Origin of the sequence: Sphingomonas sp. LHG3406-1 (genome assembly GCF_029637485.1) — a bacterium.
Classification (GTDB): Bacteria; Pseudomonadota; Alphaproteobacteria; order Sphingomonadales; family Sphingomonadaceae; genus Sphingomicrobium.
Genome location: NZ_CP069128.1, coordinates 1,578,523 through 1,599,378, shown reverse-complemented (window position 1 = coordinate 1,599,378; position 20,856 = coordinate 1,578,523). Strand labels below are relative to the sequence as shown.

Genomic DNA, 20,856 nt, shown 5'->3' with positions numbered 1-20,856 from the left:
CGAAGGGTTGCGTCGCACGGGTCGTAACGGACGAATATCGATTGAGGCAGGACGCTTTTCCCGCATGAATTTTTTCTCAAACGTGCTCAAGAATGCCTCGCAGAGCGTCCTTTCCGGCCTGATCGGGGCGGTCGGCTCCTTCGCCGCGTCGGTAATCGTCGCTCGACTGCTCGGCGTCGAAGGCACGGCGACGGTAGGCATGGCCCTGTGGCTCGTCTTCCTCACCACTATCCTCGCCGACCTGGGGATCGGCGGCACGGTGGCGCGGTTCGCGGCCGAATGCCCGCACGACAATGAGGAACGGGCAGCGCGGCATCTTGCTGGCTACGCCCTGGGCATCCTGGTCCGGGCGATCGCCGGCGGCCTGCTGCTCACCGCCGCTATCCTCTGGCTCTACTGGGGTGACATCGTCAGCAAATATGCCTCGAGCCCGGCCGAGGGGCTCGTCTTCTGCGCCCTCGTCCTCGTCTGCTTTGTCGTCCACATGCTCTACGCCTTCACGTTCCACTTCCTGCGCGGGATTCGGGCGTTCGGCACCATCTCGCTCTACGCCACCATCGGTTCCGTTCTGCAGATTGGCGGAGCGATTGCCGGCAGCCTGCTCTACGGGGCGAACGGCGCCTTCGCCGCCTACATCCTGTTCAGCCTGCCGACGCTGCTCGGCCTTGCCCGGGTGAAGCTTTCACGCCCGACCGAGCCGCTCCCCGACAAGCCGACGATGCACCGCTATGCATTGTCCTTCTATATCGCCACGCTCTTCTCGCCCCTGCTGTGGGTACGCGCCGACACCCTGATCGTCGACCAGGCGATCGGTGCCGAGGCGGTCGGTCTGTTCACCGCGGCGACAACCATAGCCGCCCTGCTGCTGCAGGTCTGCCAGATGATCACCAATGCACTCCTACCCAACATCGTCCGCGCCGCACGCGACAGCGAAGGCGGTTTCGAGGCCGCGAGCCGCACGGCGGTGCGGCTCGCCTTGTCGCTTCTGCTCCCAGCTTGCCTGATTGCCGCCGCTGCCGCGCCCGAAGCGATCGGGACGGTGTTCGGGCCGGCCTTTGCAGGCGGGCAAGCGACCGCCGCCATTCTCTGCCTTGCCGGACTAGGCTCGGCGCTGACGCTGGTCGTGGCCAGCGTCCTGAGTGCCGCCGACGGCAATCGCGCGCTTGCCCGCAACGGCGCGGCAGGAGCGGTGGTCACGGTCGTCGCCGGCAGTGCGCTCGCCCTTTCCTTCGGCCTGATCGGCGCGGCGCTCGGCCGGCTGGTGGCCCAGGCGTTCATGGGCCTTCTCAACGTCCGCTCCGCCAACCGGCTGGTCGAGCGGCTCGTCACCTGGAACTGGATCGTCCGCATCATGCTAGCCGGCCTCATCGGCGCGGGAGTCACCCAACTGATCGGCTGGTGGCTCGGCAGCGGCCTGCTGGCGATCCTTGCATCGCTCGCCGGCGGAGGCCTCGTCTATCTGACCGCCGCCGCGATGCTGCTGCCGCTCGGCACTCGTGAGCGGGAGCAACTGCTGCCGATCCTCCACCGTCTTCCTTCGTCCCTGAGAAGCCCGGCCAGCTGGCTGCTTCGAGCGGGCGGCCGATCCTAGCTGCATCATCGGCCCCGTCCACAGGCGCGGCGGAACAGGGGAGCCTCCCAGTCGTTTCGGTGCCGCAAGGCAGGGTTGTAACGAATGGGATTCACAATGGTCAGTATGGTTCGCGCAGCCCCTCTCGCCCTCGTGGTTGGACTTTCGGCATGTGCCGGCTCTCCCGCACTTGGGCCCGACAGCCGGGCAGTGTCGGTCAGCCAGGCCCTTCCGGCACCCGGCAACACCACCACCAACCTCGACTTTTCCAACTATCGCATCGGCCCGCGTGACGAACTGATCGTCGAAGTGTTCGGCGCGCCCGAACTGCGGCGCGAAGGCGAGGTCGACGCGGCCGGCAACCTGTCGCTGCCGCTGGTCGGCACCGTGGTCGCCGGCGGCCGGACCCCGACCGAGGTGGCCGGCTCCATCGCCGACCAGCTGCGCGGCAAGTATATCCGCGATCCGCAGGTCACGGTGAACATCAAGAAGGCGGTCGGCCAAACGGTCACCGTCGATGGCGCCGTTCGCGATCCGGGCAATTACCCGATCGTCGGGCGCATGACGCTGCAGCAGGCGATCGCTTCGGCCAAGGGCGCGGACGACATCGCCAATCTCGACAATGTGGTGGTCTTCCGCCGCGTCAACAATCAGCAGATGGCGGCGCTGTTCAGCCTTCGGCAGATCCGCGCGGGGCGGGTCACCGATCCGCAAATCTACGGCAACGACATCGTTGTCGTCGGCGAGAACGCCACGCGGCGCTTCCTCAAGAATTTGAGCTCGGTGCCGCTCGGCTCCTTCGTTCCGTTCATCTTCTGACGGCCTCGCGGCCGCCGTTCTGTCCCCCACGCCGGTCCCTCACCGGGGCCAAAAGGAGTTTGTCGCCTGTGACCAGCATTCGTCCCGTCATCCTGTCGGGAGGTTCCGGGACCCGCCTGTGGCCGATCTCGCGGGAAAGCTTTCCCAAGCAGCTCCTGCCCATTTCCACCGAGCGTACCATGCTCCAGGAGACGGCACTGCGCGTGACCGGCACGCAATTCCGCGAGCCGATTGTGATCGCCGGCGAGGATCATCGCTTCTTCATCCAGCGCCAGCTCGAACAGTCGGGCGTTCCGGTGGAGGCGATCCTGCTCGAGCCCAAGGGTCGCAACACGGCGGCGGCGGCGGTGCTGGCAGCAATCTGGTCGCTCGATCGCGGCGAGGACGACCTGCTGCTCTTGCTTCCCTCCGATCACATGATCGAGGACCAGCAGGCATTCGCGGCAGCGGTCGAAAGCGGCATTGCGGCCGCCGACCAGGGCGGCATCGTCACCTTTGGCGCCCGACCGACCGAGCCCAACACACAATATGGCTATATCGAAGTCAGCGAGGACGGCCCGGGCATCGGCGAAGCGCGTCCCGTCCGCCGGTTCATCGAGAAGCCCGATCGCCAGACGGCGGAGGATTACCTCAGCCGCGGCGGCCATTACTGGAACAGCGGCATCTTCCTGTTCCGTGCCTCGTCCCTGCGCGACGAAGCCGCCAAGCTGATGCCCGAACTGGTCGAGGCGGTCAGCCGCTCCCTCGCGAGCAAGAGCATTGACGGCAAGTTCGTCCGGCCCGAGCGCGAGGCGTTCGAGGCGGCCCCCAACATCTCCATCGATTACGGCATCATGGAAAAGACTGCGCGCGCCTTCGTGGTGCCGGTCGACATGGCCTGGTCGGATGTCGGTTCGTGGGGCGCCGTCTGGCAGCTCGCCGACAAGGATGCTGACGACAATGCCCTTCAGGGCGACATCATCGCCATCGACACCAGCGAGTCGATCATCCGCGCCGAAGGCAGCGTGACGGTCGCGGCCGTCGGCCTCCAGAAAATGGCGGTGATCGCCGCCCGTGACGCGGTCTTCATCGCGCCGGTGGATCGTGCCGCCGATGTGCGCGAAGTGGTCGACCAGCTGAAGCGCGACAAGCGCGACCTCGCCACCTTACCCTCGCGGGTCGAGCGGCCGTGGGGCAGCTACGAAACCAAGGATCGCGGCTCGCGCTTCCAGATCAAGCATATCCTGGTCGCACCCGGCGAGACCCTCTCGCTGCAGATGCATTATCATCGCTCGGAGCATTGGGTGGTCGTCTCCGGCACCGCCGAGGTGACCGTCGGCGACAAGATCCAGCTGCTCCAGGAAAACCAGTCGACCTATATCCCGGCCGGTACCACCCATCGCCTGGCGAACCCGGGGAAGGTGCCGCTTGAACTCGTCGAGGTGCAGTGCGGCCCCTATCTCGGCGAAGACGACATCGTCCGCTTCGACGATGAATACGGCCGCGCCTGACTAGCGCCGGCGGCGCGATCCCCAGACGTGGGTCGATTCGACCACGCTGTTGATCGCGTTGCCGCTGCCGTCCCGCGCCGGCGCGAAATAGAGCCGCTGCTGGAGTAGCCGGCAGGTCGTGGCGTCGAGCGCGCCATTGCCGCTCGAGCGGGTCACCCGGCATCCCTGCGCCCTGCCATTGGCGCCGACCAGCAGCCGCACGCCGACCGTGCCGGTGAAGCGCCCGCCCTGATTGTCGCTGTTGCTGAGCCCGCCGCTCAGCAGCCGCGGACCCGAGCTGAGGCTCAGCGGCGGTGCGCGCGGAGCCGGTTCGGGACGGGCCGGCTCGACCGGGGCAGGGGCCGGCTGCTCGGCCGGAGCCGCCGGCGCGGGTTCCTCTTCGGCCGCGGCCGCCTCGGGCTCGGCCGTCGCCGGCTCGCCGCCTTCGGCCAGGGTTGGCGCATCGCCACCTTCCTCGCCAGCTTGCTGCGCCGCCGCATCGGTGCCGGAAGTCGCCTGCTCCTGCGGCACTGCCGTCGTCCCGGAGGCCGTGATCGTGCCCTCTGCCTCGGCTGGCGTGCCCTCGTCCGGGCGCTGCTGACCCGGAGCGAGGGCGCCGATGGCCTCGGCAAGTTCGCCAAGAGGGCTGGACGGCCGAGCTTCGGGACCGCCATTCGCCGGGGTCGTCCCGCCACCCTGGTCCGCACCCGCGACCTGCACTGGCTGGTCCGACTGGAACATGCCCGTCGCCCAGGCTCCGGCAAGCAGCAGGGCGATCGCCAGGCCGGCGATCAGCAGTAGGGCAGGCCCGCGACGCCGCCGCGGCGGGGGCTCGTCATCGACATAATCGTCGTGGGCGACCCCATCGTGCCAGCCGTCATGCTGAGGCGCGGGCTCCTGAAAGGCGTCTTCGTCGGCACCGGCGACCCCGGCTTGCGGCAGGGGATCGGCGGTCCTGACGCCAAGCGCCTCGTCGTAGCTCCGGCGCCGATCGGGGTTGCTGAGCGCGCGATAGGCGAGGTTGAGCTGCCGGGTCTGTTCGCCTGATCCCGCAACGTCGCGCACGCCGATGATGCGCGCACGATAGGCGGCGGCGATATCATCCTGCGCGGCGTTCGTTGGGACGCCAAGGATGTCATAATAATCGAGAGAAGGCTTGGTGGAGACCATGGCCCCACAACGCGGGAGCAGGGATGGCGGTGCCACGCTCCGACCGGGCCGGCGACCTGCTGGCCGCCGACCCGGTCCTCGCATCAGAGGTAGAAGTGCGAGCTCATCAGCCCGATGGTGCCGTTCAGCGCCACGCTGAAATCGGCCACGCCGTCCCCGTTCACGTCACCTGCGACATAGGTGCTGCTGCCGTCCGAATAGGTCCGCAGCTGTCCCGCCGAGCCGGTGAAGCCCTTGGTGCCGATCCAGGTGAAGGCCTGGTTGCCGCTCATCTTGGTGTTGGCGTCGATCGTGCCGAAGTCGAGCTTGTCCTCGGCGCCGTTGAAGTCCAGCACCCGGTCGCCCTTGGCGTTGCCGACCGAGTCGAAGATGAAGCGATCACGGCCGGTGCCACCCTTCAGCGTGTCCGCACCCCAGCTTCCGTTCAGCCAGTCGTCACCGGCACCGCCGTCGAGCAGATTGGCCGCCCCGCTGCCGGTGATGCGGTCGCCGAAGCGCGACCCGATGATGTTCTCGATGCTCACCAGCTTGTCGCCAGCCGCATCGCCGCCGAGCTGACTTGAGCGGTACAGGTTGACGTCGACCAACGCGCCCGATCCCGCATAGCTTGCAGTGTCGATGCCGGTGCCGCCGTTCAGCGTGTCGGCACCGCCGCGACCCTCGAGCATATCCGCGCCAGCACCGCCGTCCAGCGTGTTGCTGGCGCCGTTGCCGCGCAGGATGTCGTCCCAGGAACTGCCGGTGATTGCCTCGATCCCCGTCAGGATGTCGCCAGCCGCGTCACCCCCCAGCTGACTGCCGCGGGTGAGGTCGGCATCGACCGCCGCGGACGAATTGCCATAGCTGATGGTGTCGAAGCCATTGCCGCCGTCGATGATGTCGCCGCCGGCGCGGCCGTCGATCGTGTCGTTGCCGTCGAGCCCGCGGATGCCCTCGGCATTTGCCGTGCCCTGGAGCTGGTCGGCGCGGACCGTGCCTTCGATCCAGCCCATCACCGAAGCGGGCGGTGGGGTCAGAGTCGGAGTCGGGGTCGGAGCAGGAGCAGGCGCTGACGATCCGGCCGAGCTGCTCCACGGCGTGAAATAGCCTTCGAGCAGGTTCAGATAGCCGGAGTCCGTCTGGCCCGGCGCGCCCATGAACATCGAATAATTGCTCGGCCACCACGTGCCGCCACCCCAGGCGGTCCCGATCAGGCCGTTGGCATTCATGTAATCGACGGCGTTCTTCGTGACCTCGAGCCAACGCGCATCGTTGCTCGGCGCACCGAACTCACCGATCATGCCCTTGAAGCCATGCTGGTTAAGCCAGTCGACGAATGGCTTCATCCGGTCGACGCCGACCATGGCATAGGCGCCTTCCTGGTCGTAGCTGCCGGCATAGGTGCCACTGCTGTTGCGATCGAAATATTGGTGCGCCTGGTAGACCAGCTTGTTGGCGGGATCGTTGATGATGAAGTCGGCATTGATCTGCTGCCAGCTCCACGCACCCGACCAGCCATTGCCTTCGACGAAGATGGTCTTGGACGTGTCGACGGTACGGATGGAATCGACGGCCGCCTGAGCCGCATTCTTCCAGGCGCTCGGCGACGGCATGTCGTGCGGCTCGTTCATCAGGTCGTAGCCGACCAGCGAGCCGTAGCCCTTCACCTCGTTGGCGAGCTTGGTCCAGAAGTCGGCGAACTGCGCTGCAGTCGGACCCCCGGAAGCACCGAAGGGCTGCCCATTGTAGCGGCCGTAGTTATGGCAATCGATGATGACGTCCATGCCGAGGCTGGCGGCATTGGCGAGCAGGGTCTTGAGATAGCCGAGTTCGGTCGCGCTGAGCGGACCCCCGAGCGTCGGCTGCATCCGCTCCCAGGTGAAGGGGACGCGGATGAGGTCCACGCCCTTGCTCTGGTAGAATTGCAGCTCCGACAGAGTAGTCCAGTGATACTGGGTGCCGTTGGTGCCGCCAATGCCGCTACCAAATTCCGCACCAGAAAGATTGATACCGATCATCTTAACGCATCCCCCCCGGGACAGGGCCGTTTGAGTTTCGGGCGGCGCAGCTGCCGTCCCGTTCCGGAGGCAATCATCGAACGAAGGTTCTTAAGAAAGACCTACGGTGAGCGATTCAGAAGGGTAACGACGAATTGGTGCGAACTAGAGCCGAAATGGGGAACAAAGATCTGTTCGGCGTAAACACTCTGAAGCTATTCACGACGACACGTCAGTTTACATCGACGAATACCGTTCTGGACACGAAATGACTATGACTTTGGTCGATTTCGGGTCCGTAACGATCGTCAGCGGGAAGTCGGATCGAATCACAAGGCTGGCAGGTGCCGCACCTTAACGTTTGTTTAACCTTGCCCAGGTCAAGGGTCATATCTAGACTGTTGCAGTTCGGGATCGCGGGATCTGAACCGAGGCTTGCGGCATCGCCGTTGGGAGGGGTCATTGAAGCACGAGAAGATCGCAATCGCTGCAGATCAGGTCTCAGGCAAGTTCGTCCGGATGCTTGCCATAAGCCTCCTGAGCGGTGCTGCTTTCTGGGGCGCTCTGGCCGCCATCGCGGCCTGACCACCACGATCATCACGGTTTACCAGGCGTGGTAAGCTATTAGTTAGTTTTCGCCGAAACTTCGGGCAGGCTCGCGGGTTGAGGCCGGATGCGGGGAGGTTTGTCCTTCCGGTCTGTCCAGCGAGCGTGGTACCGAATGAATCTTGAGCTTTCCCCATGGAGCCAGGTCGAAGCGCCCGCTTATCGGCCCTCGGTCGCCAAGCGCCCGCTTCGGATCCAGCTCTACGCGATGATGCTCGCGTTCGACCTGCTGTGCGTGTCCGCGGCGGTCCTGAGTGGTGCGCTGCTTCGCTTTGGCCAGGTCATGCCGGATGGTTGGGTTGGCGTTTCCGGTGCCATCCTCGCACTCTACTCGCTGGCAGCGCTCGGCGTCGGCGCCTACTCGCTCGATGTCCTGCGCCATCCCATGCGCGGCGTCGCCCGGGCGACCGGTGCCTGGATGCTCGCCTTCGCGCTCCTGTTCCTGCTCTCCTACTTTCTCAAGGTCGACCAGAAGCTGTCGCGCCTGATGACTGGCGCCACCTTCCTGTTCGGCTTCGCAGCCCTCGCGCTCGTCCGTCAGGCCGCTGGTGACGCGATGCGCCGCCGCTATCGCAACACCTTCACCAACGACATCCTGCTGGTCGACGGTCCGCCGCTCAGGGCGCCCCGCGGCGTCGTGACCCTCAACGCCCGCGACCTCGACATCTCGCCCGATCCGTCCGATGCGGCGATGCTGATCCGGCTCAGCGACCTGCTTCGCGGCGCCGACCGGGTGATCGTCTCCTGTTCGCGTGCGGCCGCGGTCCGCTGGGCCCAGATGCTCAAGGGCAGCGACATTCAGGGCGAGATCCTGACCCGCGACTATGACGATCTGGCGCCGCTCGGCGTAGCGGAGCTCGGTGGACGGACCACCCTCGTCGTCTCGACCGGACCGCTCAACTTCCGCCAGCGACTGGTGAAGCGTGGCTTCGACCTCGCCCTGACCGTGCCCGCATTGCTGGTGCTGCTGCCGGTCTTCGCCCTCGTCGCCCTCGCCATCAAGCTCGACAGCCGCGGCCCAGTCTTCTTCCGCCAGCCGCGGGTCGGACATGGCAACATCCTCTTCAAGATCTTCAAGTTCCGCACGATGCGGAGCGAGCGCACCGACATGCTCGGCAATCGTTCGGCCAGCCGCGACGACGACCGGGTCACCCGGGTCGGCAAGTTCCTGCGCAAGACGAGCCTCGACGAGCTGCCGCAGCTTCTCAACGTCCTGCTCGGCAGCATGAGCGTGGTCGGTCCCCGTCCGCACGCCCTTGGCTCGCTCGCGGGCGACCAGCTCTTCTGGCACGTCGACGAACGCTACTGGCACCGTCATGCGCTGAAGCCCGGCATCACCGGCCTCGCCCAGGTGCGCGGGTTCCGGGGCGCTACCGAGACGCGCGAGCATCTCACCAGCCGCCTTCAGGCCGACCTCGAATATATGTCGGGCTGGTCGCTTTGGCGCGACATCTCGATCGTGGTCCGCACCGCCCGCGTGCTGGTCCACCCCGAAGCTTATTGAGCGGTCCGGGCAAGGCTGGAGCAAGGGGAGGGCGGCTAAGGCCCTCGGGAACCGCACCCCCGCGCCCCCCGTTCCAACTGCCTGGAAAGCTCAAGATGGCCCTAGCTCCCTCCGCCCTCGCGGCCGCAATGCTCGCCGCCGCCGTGCTGCTGCCTTCGGGCTCGCTCGATCAGGCGCAGACTGGCATCGCGCCAAAGTATCGGGGCGTGAACCTTGCCTCGGCAGAATTCGCCCCCAAGAAGCTGCCGGGCGTCGCTGGCCAGGATTACATCTATCCCACCAAGGCCACGGCCGAACCGTTCGCCGCCATGGGCATGAACAGCATCCGCCTGCCGTTCCTGTGGGAGCGGATTCAGCCGGAGGCCAAGGGGCCGCTGAACGAGGAAGAGGCCAAGCGCCTCGACGCCAGCCTCAACGACCTCCGCGGCTTCGAGCAGGTCATCCTCGACCTTCACAATTACGGCCGCTTCCGGGGCAAGCCGCTGGCCCGCGCCGACCGCTCGGCCGACGCGCTCGCCGATCTCTGGACCCGGCTCGCGCAGCGCTACAAGGACCGCCCCGGTATCGCCTTCGGGATCATGAACGAGCCGCACGGCATCCGTGCGACCGAGTGGCGGGCCATCGCCGAGGAGACCACCGCCGCCATCCGCCGGACGGGGGCTCGTAACCTCATCCTCGTGCCCGGCAGTAACTGGACTGGCGGGCATAGCTGGCACAATGGCGGCGACGGCGACAATGGCGCGGCGCTCGCCGGTTTCATCGATCCCGGCCGCAACTTCGCTTTCGAGATCCACCAGTATCTCGACCGGGACAGCAGCGGATCCAACCCCGGCTGTTCAGGCCCGCGGATCGGGACCGAGCGGCTGCAGGCGGTCACCCGCTGGCTCCGCCAGCAGAAGGCGCGGGCAGTCCTCGGCGAATTCGGGGTCGACTCGAGCCCGGCCTGCCTTGCCGCCCTCGACGACATGCTCGGCTTCCTTCGCCAGAACGGCGACGTCTGGATCGGCTGGAACTACTGGGCGGGCGGCGACTGGTGGGGCGATTATGCGCTGGGCATCCAGCCCAAGAACGGCAAGGAGCGGCCGCAGGCGGCGGTGCTCCGCAAGTATCTCGGCCGCTAGCCGATCCGTTCGAACCGGGGCTGCGCCGCCGGCGCCTGCTCCACCGTTTCTTCCTCCCGGCGAAGGAAGCCGATCAGGAACCACAGCAGGGCCGCCGTCTTGATCGAGAAGATGGAGGTCCCGCTGACCGTCAGGTTGAGGAACAGGTAGAGGCCGGTCATCATGCCCGCGCGCTGCAGCGCCGCGCCGCGTCCGGTCGGCACAAGCGAAAAGAATAGCCACAGCACGATCATCCCGAGGATCGACGAGGCGTAGATTACGAAGGTGTAGCCGCTATCGAGGAACTCGATCGATTCCGCTGCCCTGGCGCCGACCAGCGCCTGGATGTCGAGATCCTGGAGAGTGCGGATGGTGAGGCTCAGCCGGCCGACCAGATTGTCCTCGGTCGTGGGCGGCGCCGTCAGCGTCACGGCAAGCGCGATGGCGAGGATCAGCGGGACCAGCCCCAGCGTCAGCAGCCGCGGCAGCTTGGGCGCGACCAGATAAACGAGCGGCGCGGCCAGCGCGATTGCAAGCGCCGTCCGGCTGTTGTTGGTGACGAGGATGCCGGCGATCAGCAGTGGCAGGAAGATCCGAACCGGTACCGACAGTCGCTTCCACATGGCCACAAGATAGATGGTCAGCACCGACGCGAAATTGGCGAGGCTGACCTGCTCCAGGAACAGCGACGAGGTGCGGTGGCCGACGATGTTGAGGATGGAGAAGCGGTTGTCGAAGCCCAGCGCGTTGGCGAACAGCCCGATCTCGTCGAGCTCGAACCGGCTGATCCCGCGCGTTTCCTCAAAGTAGCGGCCCGGTTCGAACACCGTGGCATAGCTGATCACCGAGACGCTCTCGAGCAGCAGCACGGCGGCCACCGCCACGGCGGCGACAAGGAAGGTCCGCTTGAGGGTCTGCTCACCTACCCGAAGCCCGAGCATCAGGAAGATGCCGATCACCGCCGCATTGCGTCCCATGTCGAGGAAGGCGGCGCCATTGATGAGCGAGACGGCGACGGCGTTCAGGACGAAGAAGGCCATCAGCAGCAGGGCTGGCGCGTCGTCCTGGCGAAAACCCGAGCGGAGCAGCGTCAGCGCCGCGGCGCCAAGCACGAAGAATTCGGTGAAGCCGACCATCGTCCGGGTGATCGGCAGGCCGCGCGCCATCAGGAAGGCGAGCAGGGCGTTGTAGGCGATGCCCGCAAGCACCAGCAGCAGGGCGCCCGTGGCAAGCGTCGCCGTGCTCGCGACGTTCCGTCCCGCGGCCGGCATGGGACGGCCAGGCAAGGTACGGGTAAGTGGGCCGAGGCGAGCCGGACCCGGAGCGCTGGTCAGCCGCACCTCAGTCTGCTTTCCCTGCATGCGCGGCGGCGGTGGGCCGCCGCATCACGCGACCATCAGGACGGCCGGTTCGGCAACGCCTTCGTGGCGGAGCGTCTCCACGATCGTGGCGAGCTCGCGCATCGAGGAGACATGCTCCTTGACCGCCACCACCACATTGTCGGCGCCGGCGCTGATCCGCCCGACCAGGCTCGGCTGCACGTTGCCGCAATCGACGATCATGTAGTCGAAGCTGGGCGCAAGCGGATCGAGCCGGTGGAAGATCTGCTCGCGGGTCACCAGGCTCGACCAGTTGGGACAGTCAGGCCCGATGGTGATGGCGGCGAGATTCGGAACCGGAGTCGCTTGCGGCAGCGCATGGGGCGGATTGGCCGACGACAGCAGGCTCGACAAGCCGAGGCTGTTCGACAGGCCGAAGCTCCGGTGCACGCTCGGCCGCCGGAAATTGGCATCGACCAGCAGCACCCGATAGCCGCCACGGGCGCAGGTCAGCGCGAGGTTGGTGGCGAGGAACGACGCCTCCATCTCGGTGTGGACACCGGTGATCACCAGCCGCTGCGGGGTCCGTTGCACCGCCTGGCCCTGAGCCAGGACGTTCAGCAGTTCGCGCAACTGGGCGGCCAGCGAACCCTCCGGCTCGTCGCCGAAGAAGGCGTTCCGCTCGCCCGGCTCGTCGTGCATCGGCCGGGCGATGGGGGCGAGGGCGGTCGTTCCCCGACCCTGTTCCTCGCGTTCAAGCGTACCAAGGCGCATCAGGCTGCCTGCCCTTCCAGAAGCAACGGCCCGCCGTCGTTGCGGTTGGCGATGGTGCGCTGCCCGACGGGCAGGGCGATCCGCCCGACCACGGGGGCGCCGAGCAGCCGCTCGATGCCGCCGCGGCTGCGGACCCGCGGATCGCGATATTCGAGCCAGATGGCCGCGCCGGCACCCAGCAGGGCGCCGAGCAGGGTCGCCAGCGCCAGCGTCAGCGGGACGTTGGGCGAGCTCGGCACGATCGGCGCGCTGGCGGTGTCGAGAACCTGCACTTCGGTCAGCGGAACCGCGCTCTGCAGCCGCATGCGCGTCAGGCGTGCGTTGAGGTCGTTGAAGGTCTTCTGCGCCGCGTCAAACTCGTTCCTCAGCCGCTGATACTGGGCGAGGTTGGCCGACTGGCCGGCGACTCGTGCCCGCTGCTCGGCGGCAAGGCCGCGCAGCCGCTGCTCGGCCGCCGCTGCCGCCGCCCGCTCCGCCGACGCCTGGGCACCGCGGGCCGAGGTCAGCGCGCCGGTGGTCTGCGCCAGCTGCGAATTGAGCTGCGACTGGAGCGTGCTGAGTTCGGCGCGGGTGCGCTTCACTTCGGGATATTCGGGGCCATAGACCGCTTCGAGCTCGGCCAGCTTGCCGGTCTTCTCGGCGACCGAGCCACGAAGGCGCTGAATGCCTTCGCTGCGTTCCGCGTCGCCGCGGCCCTGGGCGCCTTCGAACGACGACTGCCGCGCCGCCGCGGCGCGAGCCTCGGCCGAAGCGAGCTGGGTCGAAACGTCGGCCATCGCCGCGCCTTCGCTCGACAGGTCGCCGTCGTTGACGATCCCGGTCTGCTTGGTGAACGCGGCCAGGTCGTTCTGGCGCTGGACCACCGTCTGGCGGGCATTCTGCAAGCTGTTCTGGAGCCAGGTGGCATAGGCCTTGGCCGGCTCGGTGCGCAGGCGATACTGCGATTCCACCGATGCACGGGCGAAGCCGTTGGCGATCTTCGCCGCATCCGCCGGCTCTTCGGCGCTGGCCTGGATCAGAAGGACGTTGGTGTCCCGACCCGGCTCAACCGCCAGCGAAGCGCGCATTTCGTTGCGCAGCCAGTCGGCAAACGGCTGGCGCTCGCCCGTCTGGTCACGCCACTTCTCGACGTAGCGCGGATCCTTGTCGATGCCCGACAGGACTGCGGCATTGCCGGCGACATGCGGCGAGCGGACGAGGTCCGCCTGGGTCGCGATGACCGCGCGGTTGTCGGAGGGACGCCCGCCCGACTTGTCGTCGTTCAGGGGATCGGGCGCGCCGGTGTCGAGCAGCAGGCTCGACGTCGCCGTATAGGTCCGAGGCGCGACGAGGATGTAGGCGAAGGCGAGCGCGAGCAGCACCCCGGTCGCCACGGCGATCAGTTTCCAGCGGTAGCGGATCGCATCGATCCAGTCGTAGAAGCTAAGCACGGGCACCACCGTTCATTCGGGTATGTTGGTGGCCCTCGATCTGGGCCAGAGCGAGAAGGAACTGCGGCGCGGTCGCGTCACGGAAGGTCGCATGGCCTTCGACGATCTGCACCGTCTGGCCGATCTCGGTCAGGCCGCCGGGAATGACTCCCGCCGACGAGCGACCCTGGAGCTTCCAGTCGCGTGCGAAATCGTCGTCCGCATTGTGCCAGGCGACGCGCCCGGCGAAATCGACCAGATCGCGCGACGAGCCATAATTGCCGCGCATGATGTCGCGGAAGACCTGCGCATCCTCGGGATTGAGCATCGACCATTCCTCGAACGCTTCGTCGAGGCCGTTCTCGATATGCTCGACTTCCGCCTCGCTCGAATCAGCGGCCAGCGCATTCAGGGCACCATGCATGCCGAACAGACGTGCGTGGTAGGGCGAGCCGCAGGACACTTCGCCGATCAGCTGCTTGGCCGCCTCGCCGAAGCGGATTCCGCATCGCTCGCCGCAGCGGTCGAGCAATTCGTCGATCGCGTCCGCCGCCAGCGGCGCGGTCGAGACACGGGTGATGTGCCGCATCAGCGACGGGTGAGCACGGACGATGTCCGCGAAGGCCGAATTGCCGCCGACCAGCACGAAACGAACGGCCAGCCGCGCGTCCGACACCAGCTTCAGCAGCGACGCCACCTTGTCGTGCATGTCGGGATCGCTGATCCGGTCGAACTCGTCGAGAACGACCACCAGCTGCGAATATTTCAACATCGCGAAGACGCCGGTCGCCTGGTACGGGCTGCTGTCCGCGCCGAAGCTGATCACCCTCTGGTCGAACGTCTCGACCACGGCCGGATCGACCATCGCCGGCGGAATCTGCTCAAGGTAGGAGCGGATCAGTTCGCCGAAGCTCGTCCCGTCGTCGCAAGCCGAATAGAGGACGACGACGCCCTCGCGGTCGGCATATTGGCCGAACACGCGGACCAGCGACGTCTTGCCCGAGCCTCGTGGGCCGGAGACGAGGCCGTGGTTGCGGCGATGGAGCACGCCGCTCAGCAGCGCCTTCACCTCATTGTCACGGCCACGCAGATCGTCGGGCTGACCGACCGGCTGCGAGACGTCGAAGGCCATGTAGACCCGGTCGACCTCGCTGGCGCCGATCCGCGATGGGCTCGCAAGCATCGGCGCTACCGCCTGGAAGGTCCGGTGCTCGGGCTCGTCGTTGCCGGCACCATTGCGAAAGAGGACGCCGTCATGCGGGGAGGAATATCCGTCACGTTCCTCGGGTCGACCGCGCCCACCAACCTGGCCCGTCGCAAACTGCGCCACGCTTTCATACCAACCCATGGAGGCTTCCCAATAGTACGTGCCCCGCGCAGGTACGCAGGTCACAAATGCGGCTTCAAAACGCACCTTCGATTGGGATAGTTCCACCTACGAACCGTTTGGAAACATGGTTCCGAGACGATCCGTCCCGTCATGGAGCATTCATGCCAGATGGTGAACCACAGCTCCTTTGGAGGGTTGTTGGGCAAGCTCGTTGCAGCTCCCGAACGATACTCAGGAACCGGGCGACCGATGAACTTCATGACCACTGACAAGAAGCGTTTGGACGCCCGCCCGGCAGCGGAGAAGGGACGGGTCATCCAGCTCATCCATTCTCCCGATCCGGGTGGCGTGCTGGCGCTCGCGAACAGCATCGCCGACGGCCTGGAGCGGCATGATCTGCCGGTCGAGACCCTGTTCCTGACTCCGGCACCGGGCGTGCCGCTCGCCGCCAAGCTCAAGGGCGCGCTGCGCATGGTGCGCCGACTGATCGCCGACCGGGACGCCGCGGTGATCGCCTATCAGGCCGGTCCGTCCATCGTCGCCGCCCTGGCCAATCTCGTCGCCCGGCGTGAGCGGCTGCTGATCCATCAGACGACCATCCCTTCGGCGACCAAGGCGCCGGTCCGCTGGCTCGGCGCGCTGCTCGGCACCGTCGGCCTTTATCCCGTCAACATCGTCAACACCGTCTTCACGAAGGGCGAGTTCGACGATTATCCCGCGGCCTATCGCCGCCGCCTCCTCCTCATCGAGCATGGGGTCGACCGGCCCGCCATCCGCGCTGCCCGCGCGGACACGCTCCGTCGCTACGGGATCCCGGCCGAAGGGCGGATCCTGCTCAACACCGCCCGGCTGGTCGAGGAAAAGACCCAGGACACAATCATCCGTGCACTGGTCGATCTGCCCGACTGCCGCCTGGTCGTCGCCGGCACCGGCGACCGGCGGGCGAGATACGAGCGGCTGGCAGCCTCGCTCGGCGTGGCCGACCGGGTGCACCTTCTCGGCGCGCTTCCTTATGGAGAGGTGGTCGAACTCTATGGGATCGCCGACCAGTTCGTCTTCCCATCGCTTCACGAGACCTTCGGCATTTCCGCCGTCGAGGCCGCGCTCCTCGCGCTTCCCACCATTGTCGCCGACATCAAGGTCCTGCGCGAAGTGCTGACCATCGATGGCGAAACGCCGGTGCGCTTTGTCGCACCGCGTGACGTTGCCGGCTGGGTGGCGGCAATCCGCACGTTCGTCGACAGCCCGCCACCCGAAGCGGAACGGCGGCGATTCGCCGACCGGCTCGCCCGCCGCTATTCGACGGAGCGGATGATCGACGCTTATGTGGCGTTACTGAGCGCGCCCGGGCGCTGAGGCTCGGAGCCGGCGGCCTCTTCCCCGTCCTCGCGGATCGACCGTCCCAGCAGGAACCACAGCAGGCCCGCGGTCTTGATGGTGAAGATCGACCAGCTGACCGTCAGGTTGAGCGCCACGTAGAGCGCGATGGCGAGGTGGAGAAAGCGGCTTTCCGCCGTTTTCAGTTCGCGCAGGAACAGCGTCATCCACAGGATCGCCGCGACCACCAGCGAATGGGCCATGACGATGTAGCCGAACCCCGCATCCTCGGTCGCCTTGATCTTGTCGAGCGACAGCCCGGCATAGTTGGCGAGCGAGAAGGAGCGGAAGGTTTCGGCGGCGTGGGCGATCCGCCCGCCGAACGTATCGAGCCCGCTGCGCAGGCCGAGCAGTTCGACCGCAAGGAACATGGCGGCGATGACGATCGGCGCGACCAGCACGGCGGCGATGTTGGGGATCCAGCGCATGCCCAGGCGGGCGAGCAGGATGGCGGCGCAGGCGACGGTCGCCATCCGGCTGTCGCTTCCGACCAGCAGGAACAGGGTGGTCGCGACCGCCACCATCCGCATCCGCGCAGGAATGTGCCGCCAGAAGCCGGCCAGCCAGATGGTCGCGATGACCACGTAGTTGCCGAGCGAGACCGGCTCGAGGAACACCGACGACAGCCGGTGCAGCGGCAGGTCGGGGAAGAGGAACCGGCTCTCCGGCCGTACGGCGCTGAGATAGAGGCCGTTTTCGACCCACCAGTCTTCATTGGCCATTCCCCGCGTGCTGGCGAAGAATTCGGCGATGTCGAATACCAGGACGAAGCTGGTGACGCTCACCGCTTCCCAGATCGCCACCGCCACGATCACCAGGTGCAGCCAGAAGATGCGGTTGTGCAGGCCTTCGCCGCGCGTGCTCATGCCGAGCAGGACGAAGATGGGGATGATGGCGACGTCGCGGAACAGCTTGGGATCGACCGACTGGCGGAGCATCGACAGCAGCAGCCAGCTTCCCAGCAGCAGGAGGAGAAGCGCGTCGAAGCGCCCCGGCGTGCGGTTGGCGCGGGCGAGGGGCAGGAAGAAGGCAGCGGCGAGGATCGCGCCCTCGGTGACCATCACCGGCAGGGCCGACATGCGCGCGACATTGGTGTCGACGAAGCAAAGGGCGAGGTTGAACAGGATGGCCGCCCACAGGACCTGCGCGCTCGCCGCCGCGGAGACACCGCCCTCCACGGCCTTGCCCTTCAACACCGGCGCTGCTGCCGGCGGGGTCATCGGCGCGGCGCCAGCGGGGAGCCGGGTCAGCACGCCGGAGCTCGGCTCGCCGAGCCGGCCTCAGTCATTGCGGGCCTGCAGTTCGGCGGCGCGCGGCCGATCGGCGATCACCGCAAGGATGAAGCCGAACGACCGGACGAAGTAACGGTGGAACAGGCGCCGCGGCTCAGTCCCGAACCGCCACATCCACTCCATGCCCACCCGCCGCATGAACATGGGCGAACGCTGCTTGAGGCCGGTGGTGAACTCGATCGCCGCACCGACGCACAGGACCACGGCGTCGCCAAGCGCATGGCGATGCTCGTAGGCCCAGATCTCCGACTTGGGCGCGCCCACGCCGAGGATGATATGGGTCGGCCGCTTGGCCCTGATCCGCGCCGTCAGTTCCTCGTTGTAGGCCGCGTCCTTCTCGAAGCCGAACTTGGGCACGTCGATGGTCAGCGTGTCCTCGTCATAGCCGCGCTCGGCGAGGATCCGGGTCATCCGCCGCGCGGCTTCGTCGTTCGCGACCAGCATGTAGAGCCGGTGCCGCTTCGGATCCCAGCGCTCGACGAGCGTCGCGAACAGGTCGGATCCGGTCACGCGCTCGGGCACCCGGACTCCGCTCGCCCGCGCATAAAGATAGACCGGAGCGCCATCGGCGGTGATCCGCCAGGCGCTGTCATAGGCATCGCGGAACCTCTGGTCGGTCCGCAGGGTGACGACGTGATCGACGTTGATGGTGGCGACCAGCTTGGCCCCGGCCGGCTCATGCGGGGTCGCGAGCAGTTCCTCGGCCAGCGCCTCACGGTCTAGCAGGCTCAGTTCCAGCCCGAAGATGCGCGGGGTCGAAGCGGCCTGATGCGCCCTGCCGATCAAGACGGTCGTCCTGAACAAAGCCGCCCGGTCCGGGCGCGCGGCTCAGGGTTCGTCGCGAAGTGCGCGGCGCTCCAAACCCGATCCTCAGCCATGTCCAGAAGCATCTCTTTTACTCAACGCCCTACAAGCCGCCGGACGGCGTTCGGTTCCGGTCCGTGGCAACAATCGTTACGGAAGCGAGCCGCTCGCCGGTTTCCGGAGTGAAGGACTGCCGCTCCGGACACGCCCTACGCCTCACGCGCTCAGTTGGGAACCTCGATCTCAGACCGGCCGCGGACAAGCAGGGTCAGCCGCCGCCCGGCCTTCAGCGCCGGATAGAGAAGCCTGGCCATGCGCGAGCTGGAGAAGAGGCGGGCATTCAGCCGGTTGAGCCAATTATGGCTCCCGGTCAGCGTCGCCAGCACGTGCACCGCCTCGGCGCCATAGAAGACCCGGCCCTGGTGGACGAACAGCATGCCCTCGTTGAGGTCGTAGCCCGCCTTCCAGTAGGCGGCGAGCCGCGGATCGCCCGAGCGGGCATCGAGCAGCTCGACGTCGCCCACCGCCTTGCGCAGCCGCAGGAAGCGGACATAGTTCTGGCAGAAGACGCAATCGCCGTCATAGACGATCAGGCTCTTTTCGGCGCTCATGGGCTCGGGCTTTCCTCGGTCGTGACCGAGATAGGCATTGCCCGCCGAAACGGAAGGTGTGGCCGCCTCAATGGGTGCAGACCTTGGGCCGCTCGAAGTCGACCGGCTTGAACCGCAGCAGCTTGCGTTCCAGCAGGTTGGGCCGGTCGAACGGGAAAGTCTCGTTGACGATCCGCTCGTAGCGCTGTCCCTTGTAGTCGAACGTGACCCAGCCGCCTGGATTCTCACGCAGGGCCGATCCGAGTTCGTGCCGCACCAGATAGTCGCCGTCCTTCGCCACGGTGGCGACCCACGGAATGCTGGAATCGACCACCTTCACCAGCTCTCGCTGATAGCCTGCGACATAGGGCGGCGGCGTGAAGATGAGATGGTTGGTCTGCCCGCCCTCCGTGTGGAGGTTGCTGAACATGTTGATCGAACTCTCGGTCTTCAGCCCGAAGTAAGGCGACAGGCACTGGATGAAGAGGATGGCGGGCGCGATCAGCAGCCAGCGGGGCTGCCGTGGACCCGGCTTCTCGCTGTAGGGCAGGGCAAGCAGGGCGGCGCGGGTGATCAGCACCGACATGGTGCCGCCGACCACCGCCCAGATCAGCAGCCAGGCGCTGTGCCACACCAGCTTATTCTCGCGGGTCGGGAAATAGTCGGCGATGCGGAAGACGATCAGGGCGCAGACCGCCACCAGCGCGACGAACAGCAGAATGGCGGTGAAGCCTGCCCGGCTGATCGGCGCCTTGCGCAGCAGCGCGGTGACGCTGCTGTAGAAGCCGGCGCTTACCTCGCGCGGGACCGACAGCATGTAAAGCGCCAGCACCAGCGAGCTGAAGTCCATGTACCAGGAATAGCCCGACAGCGGGATGATGTAGTGGAAGGTCAGGCCAAGAATCAGGCCGACCCAGAAGTAGCGCCGCCAGTAGAGGCAGACGATGGCGATCGCCTCGACGACGAAGGTGGCGATGATGGAGCCCCACTGGCCAACCATGTTCTGGTCGAGGCTGAACGGACGCGCCAGCGGCTCGTACAGCGCCACCGCGCAGCTCACCTCCGGGTCGAGGAAGTCGGTGTTGATCTTGTGGAAGATGCCATAGAAATACATGGTCGCGAGGATCGCCCGCGCCACCACGCGGAGCCGCTCGTAGACGATCTCGCGATCGATGGTGAGGCTGCGGCTCTTGATGACCTCCAGCCCGATCACCGCGACGATCGAGATGTTCATGAAGAAGGCGAGCGTCTGGTTGTTGCTGAGCACCGGCAGCCGGGCGACATATTGCACGGCCATTGCGCCGGCGACGAGTCCGAGCAGCAGGGTGAAGCGCGGTCTCGCCACCAAGGCGAGGGCCATGAACATGACCGTCCATTGGGCGATGCCGAGCATCACGCCCCATTCGAACGACAGTACCCGCGTACGGTCGGCAATGCTGAGCATGGTCGCGAAGCCCCACATGGCTCCGAACACGACCAGTCCGTCGCTTGGCCGTGCAGCCTGCTCGCAATCACTCCATTCCGGCTTCACCAGGTGGCGAAAACCGAACTTGTTGGCGGAAATGGTGGCCAATCTAATGCTTCCCCCTTGCGGCTCCGGGCGCTTCAGCGCGGAACGGAGCCGGAGACCACAGGGAGGTTGAACAACGCAGTGCCGACACCGGCGACGGTGAGGATCATCATCGAACAGATGATCACCGTCTTCCAGGCACCCTGGGCGAACGCACGCATGTCAACTCTCCGTTCA

Annotated in this window: 17 protein-coding genes; 6 read left to right on the top strand and 11 right to left on the bottom strand. The window is 66.6% G+C overall.

The features are described from left to right. The first annotated feature begins 64 nt into the window (after window positions 1-64). The 3 genes from JOY29_RS07815 to JOY29_RS07805 all read left to right on the top strand — a co-directional run bounded on the left by JOY29_RS07815 (window position 65) and on the right by JOY29_RS07805 (window position 3,879). A complete protein-coding gene (locus tag JOY29_RS07815) occupies window positions 65-1,591 on the top strand; it encodes a polysaccharide biosynthesis C-terminal domain-containing protein (protein ID WP_300972970.1) in 1,527 nt (508 codons plus the stop codon). 189 nt (window positions 1,592-1,780) lie between these two features. After that, window positions 1,781-2,389, top strand: coding sequence for a polysaccharide biosynthesis/export family protein (locus tag JOY29_RS07810; RefSeq protein WP_300972969.1), 609 nt, complete (start codon window positions 1,781-1,783; stop codon window positions 2,387-2,389). A gap of 68 nt (window positions 2,390-2,457) precedes the next feature. Then, complete coding sequence (locus JOY29_RS07805) at window positions 2,458-3,879, top strand: mannose-1-phosphate guanylyltransferase/mannose-6-phosphate isomerase (protein WP_300972968.1); 1,422 nt, start codon at window positions 2,458-2,460, stop codon at window positions 3,877-3,879. On the opposite strand, the gene JOY29_RS07800 is transcribed toward JOY29_RS07805, so the two are convergent. Further along, window positions 3,880-5,028: a DnaJ domain-containing protein gene (locus JOY29_RS07800; protein ID WP_300972967.1), complete on the bottom strand. Its 1,149-nt coding sequence runs from the start codon at window positions 5,026-5,028 to the stop codon at window positions 3,880-3,882. A gap of 83 nt (window positions 5,029-5,111) precedes the next feature. Further along, window positions 5,112-7,025, bottom strand: coding sequence for a cellulase family glycosylhydrolase (locus JOY29_RS07795; protein WP_300972966.1), 1,914 nt, complete (start codon window positions 7,023-7,025; stop codon window positions 5,112-5,114). A 700-nt stretch (window positions 7,026-7,725) separates the two neighbouring features. Here JOY29_RS07795 and JOY29_RS07790 point away from each other — a divergent pair. Further along, window positions 7,726-9,114, top strand: a complete 1,389-nt coding sequence (locus tag JOY29_RS07790; RefSeq protein ID WP_300972965.1) for an exopolysaccharide biosynthesis polyprenyl glycosylphosphotransferase — start codon at window positions 7,726-7,728, stop codon at window positions 9,112-9,114. A gap of 95 nt (window positions 9,115-9,209) precedes the next feature. Continuing rightward, the gene (locus tag JOY29_RS07785; RefSeq protein ID WP_300972964.1) at window positions 9,210-10,235 is read left to right on the top strand and encodes a glycoside hydrolase family 5 protein; all 1,026 of its coding nucleotides are present in this window, start codon (window positions 9,210-9,212) and stop codon (window positions 10,233-10,235) included. Here JOY29_RS07785 and JOY29_RS07780 read toward each other — a convergent pair. The 4 genes from JOY29_RS07780 to JOY29_RS07765 all read right to left on the bottom strand — a co-directional run bounded on the left by JOY29_RS07780 (window position 10,232) and on the right by JOY29_RS07765 (window position 15,064). Further along, a complete protein-coding gene (locus JOY29_RS07780; RefSeq protein ID WP_300972963.1) occupies window positions 10,232-11,485 on the bottom strand; it encodes a hypothetical protein in 1,254 nt (417 codons plus the stop codon). The two genes, JOY29_RS07785 and JOY29_RS07780, sit on opposite strands and share 4 nt — an antisense overlap. A 114-nt stretch (window positions 11,486-11,599) precedes the next feature. Then, window positions 11,600-12,307: a hypothetical protein gene (locus JOY29_RS07775; protein ID WP_300972962.1), complete on the bottom strand. Its 708-nt coding sequence runs from the start codon at window positions 12,305-12,307 to the stop codon at window positions 11,600-11,602. Continuing rightward, the gene (locus tag JOY29_RS07770) at window positions 12,307-13,743 is read right to left on the bottom strand and encodes a GNVR domain-containing protein (RefSeq protein ID WP_300972961.1); all 1,437 of its coding nucleotides are present in this window, start codon (window positions 13,741-13,743) and stop codon (window positions 12,307-12,309) included. Before JOY29_RS07770 ends, JOY29_RS07775 begins: the two co-directional genes overlap by 1 nt. Further along, window positions 13,730-15,064, bottom strand: a complete 1,335-nt coding sequence (locus JOY29_RS07765; RefSeq protein WP_300972960.1) for an ATP-binding protein — start codon at window positions 15,062-15,064, stop codon at window positions 13,730-13,732. Before JOY29_RS07765 ends, JOY29_RS07770 begins: the two co-directional genes overlap by 14 nt. 231 nt (window positions 15,065-15,295) lie before the next feature. Between JOY29_RS07765 and JOY29_RS07760 the strand changes: the two genes are divergently transcribed. Beyond that, on the top strand, window positions 15,296-16,402 hold the full coding sequence (locus JOY29_RS07760; protein WP_300972958.1) for a glycosyltransferase family 4 protein: 1,107 nt from the start codon (window positions 15,296-15,298) through the stop codon (window positions 16,400-16,402). On the opposite strand, the gene JOY29_RS07755 is transcribed toward JOY29_RS07760, so the two are convergent. From JOY29_RS07755 to JOY29_RS07735, 5 genes are all read right to left on the bottom strand, one after another. Then, window positions 16,369-17,676: a hypothetical protein gene (locus JOY29_RS07755; protein ID WP_300972957.1), complete on the bottom strand. Its 1,308-nt coding sequence runs from the start codon at window positions 17,674-17,676 to the stop codon at window positions 16,369-16,371. The two genes, JOY29_RS07760 and JOY29_RS07755, sit on opposite strands and share 34 nt — an antisense overlap. A 27-nt stretch (window positions 17,677-17,703) precedes the next feature. Beyond that, window positions 17,704-18,501 carry a WecB/TagA/CpsF family glycosyltransferase gene (locus JOY29_RS07750; RefSeq protein WP_300972956.1) on the bottom strand — a complete coding sequence of 266 codons (798 nt, stop codon included), beginning with the start codon at window positions 18,499-18,501 and terminating at the stop codon, window positions 17,704-17,706. 242 nt (window positions 18,502-18,743) lie between these two features. After that, window positions 18,744-19,130: a thiol-disulfide oxidoreductase DCC family protein gene (locus tag JOY29_RS07745; RefSeq protein WP_300972955.1), complete on the bottom strand. Its 387-nt coding sequence runs from the start codon at window positions 19,128-19,130 to the stop codon at window positions 18,744-18,746. 67 nt (window positions 19,131-19,197) lie between these two features. Then, a complete protein-coding gene (locus tag JOY29_RS07740; protein ID WP_300972954.1) occupies window positions 19,198-20,682 on the bottom strand; it encodes a thiol-disulfide oxidoreductase in 1,485 nt (494 codons plus the stop codon). Window positions 20,683-20,714: 32 nt separating this feature from the next. After that, the gene (locus tag JOY29_RS07735; RefSeq protein WP_300972953.1) at window positions 20,715-20,840 is read right to left on the bottom strand and encodes a hypothetical protein; all 126 of its coding nucleotides are present in this window, start codon (window positions 20,838-20,840) and stop codon (window positions 20,715-20,717) included. Window positions 20,841-20,856 lie beyond the last annotated feature (16 nt).

Excerpts from the sequence above, each read along its gene's own strand:
- JOY29_RS07815 (WP_300972970.1), top strand. The coding sequence starts at position 65 with ATGAATTTTTTCTCAAACGTGCTCAAGAATGCCTCGCAGAGCGTCCTT.
- JOY29_RS07800 (WP_300972967.1), bottom strand. The coding sequence starts at position 5,028 with ATGGTCTCCACCAAGCCTTCTCTCGATTATTATGACATCCTTGGCGTC.
- JOY29_RS07795 (WP_300972966.1), bottom strand. The coding sequence starts at position 7,025 with ATGATCGGTATCAATCTTTCTGGTGCGGAATTTGGTAGCGGCATTGGC.
- JOY29_RS07790 (WP_300972965.1), top strand. The coding sequence starts at position 7,726 with ATGAATCTTGAGCTTTCCCCATGGAGCCAGGTCGAAGCGCCCGCTTAT.
- JOY29_RS07785 (WP_300972964.1), top strand. The coding sequence starts at position 9,210 with ATGGCCCTAGCTCCCTCCGCCCTCGCGGCCGCAATGCTCGCCGCCGCC.
- JOY29_RS07780 (WP_300972963.1), bottom strand. The coding sequence starts at position 11,485 with ATGCCGGCCGCGGGACGGAACGTCGCGAGCACGGCGACGCTTGCCACG.
- JOY29_RS07775 (WP_300972962.1), bottom strand. The coding sequence starts at position 12,307 with ATGCGCCTTGGTACGCTTGAACGCGAGGAACAGGGTCGGGGAACGACC.
- JOY29_RS07765 (WP_300972960.1), bottom strand. The coding sequence starts at position 15,064 with ATGGGTTGGTATGAAAGCGTGGCGCAGTTTGCGACGGGCCAGGTTGGT.
- JOY29_RS07760 (WP_300972958.1), top strand. The coding sequence starts at position 15,296 with ATGAACTTCATGACCACTGACAAGAAGCGTTTGGACGCCCGCCCGGCA.
- JOY29_RS07745 (WP_300972955.1), bottom strand. The coding sequence starts at position 19,130 with ATGAGCGCCGAAAAGAGCCTGATCGTCTATGACGGCGATTGCGTCTTC.
- JOY29_RS07735 (WP_300972953.1), bottom strand. The coding sequence starts at position 20,840 with ATGCGTGCGTTCGCCCAGGGTGCCTGGAAGACGGTGATCATCTGTTCG.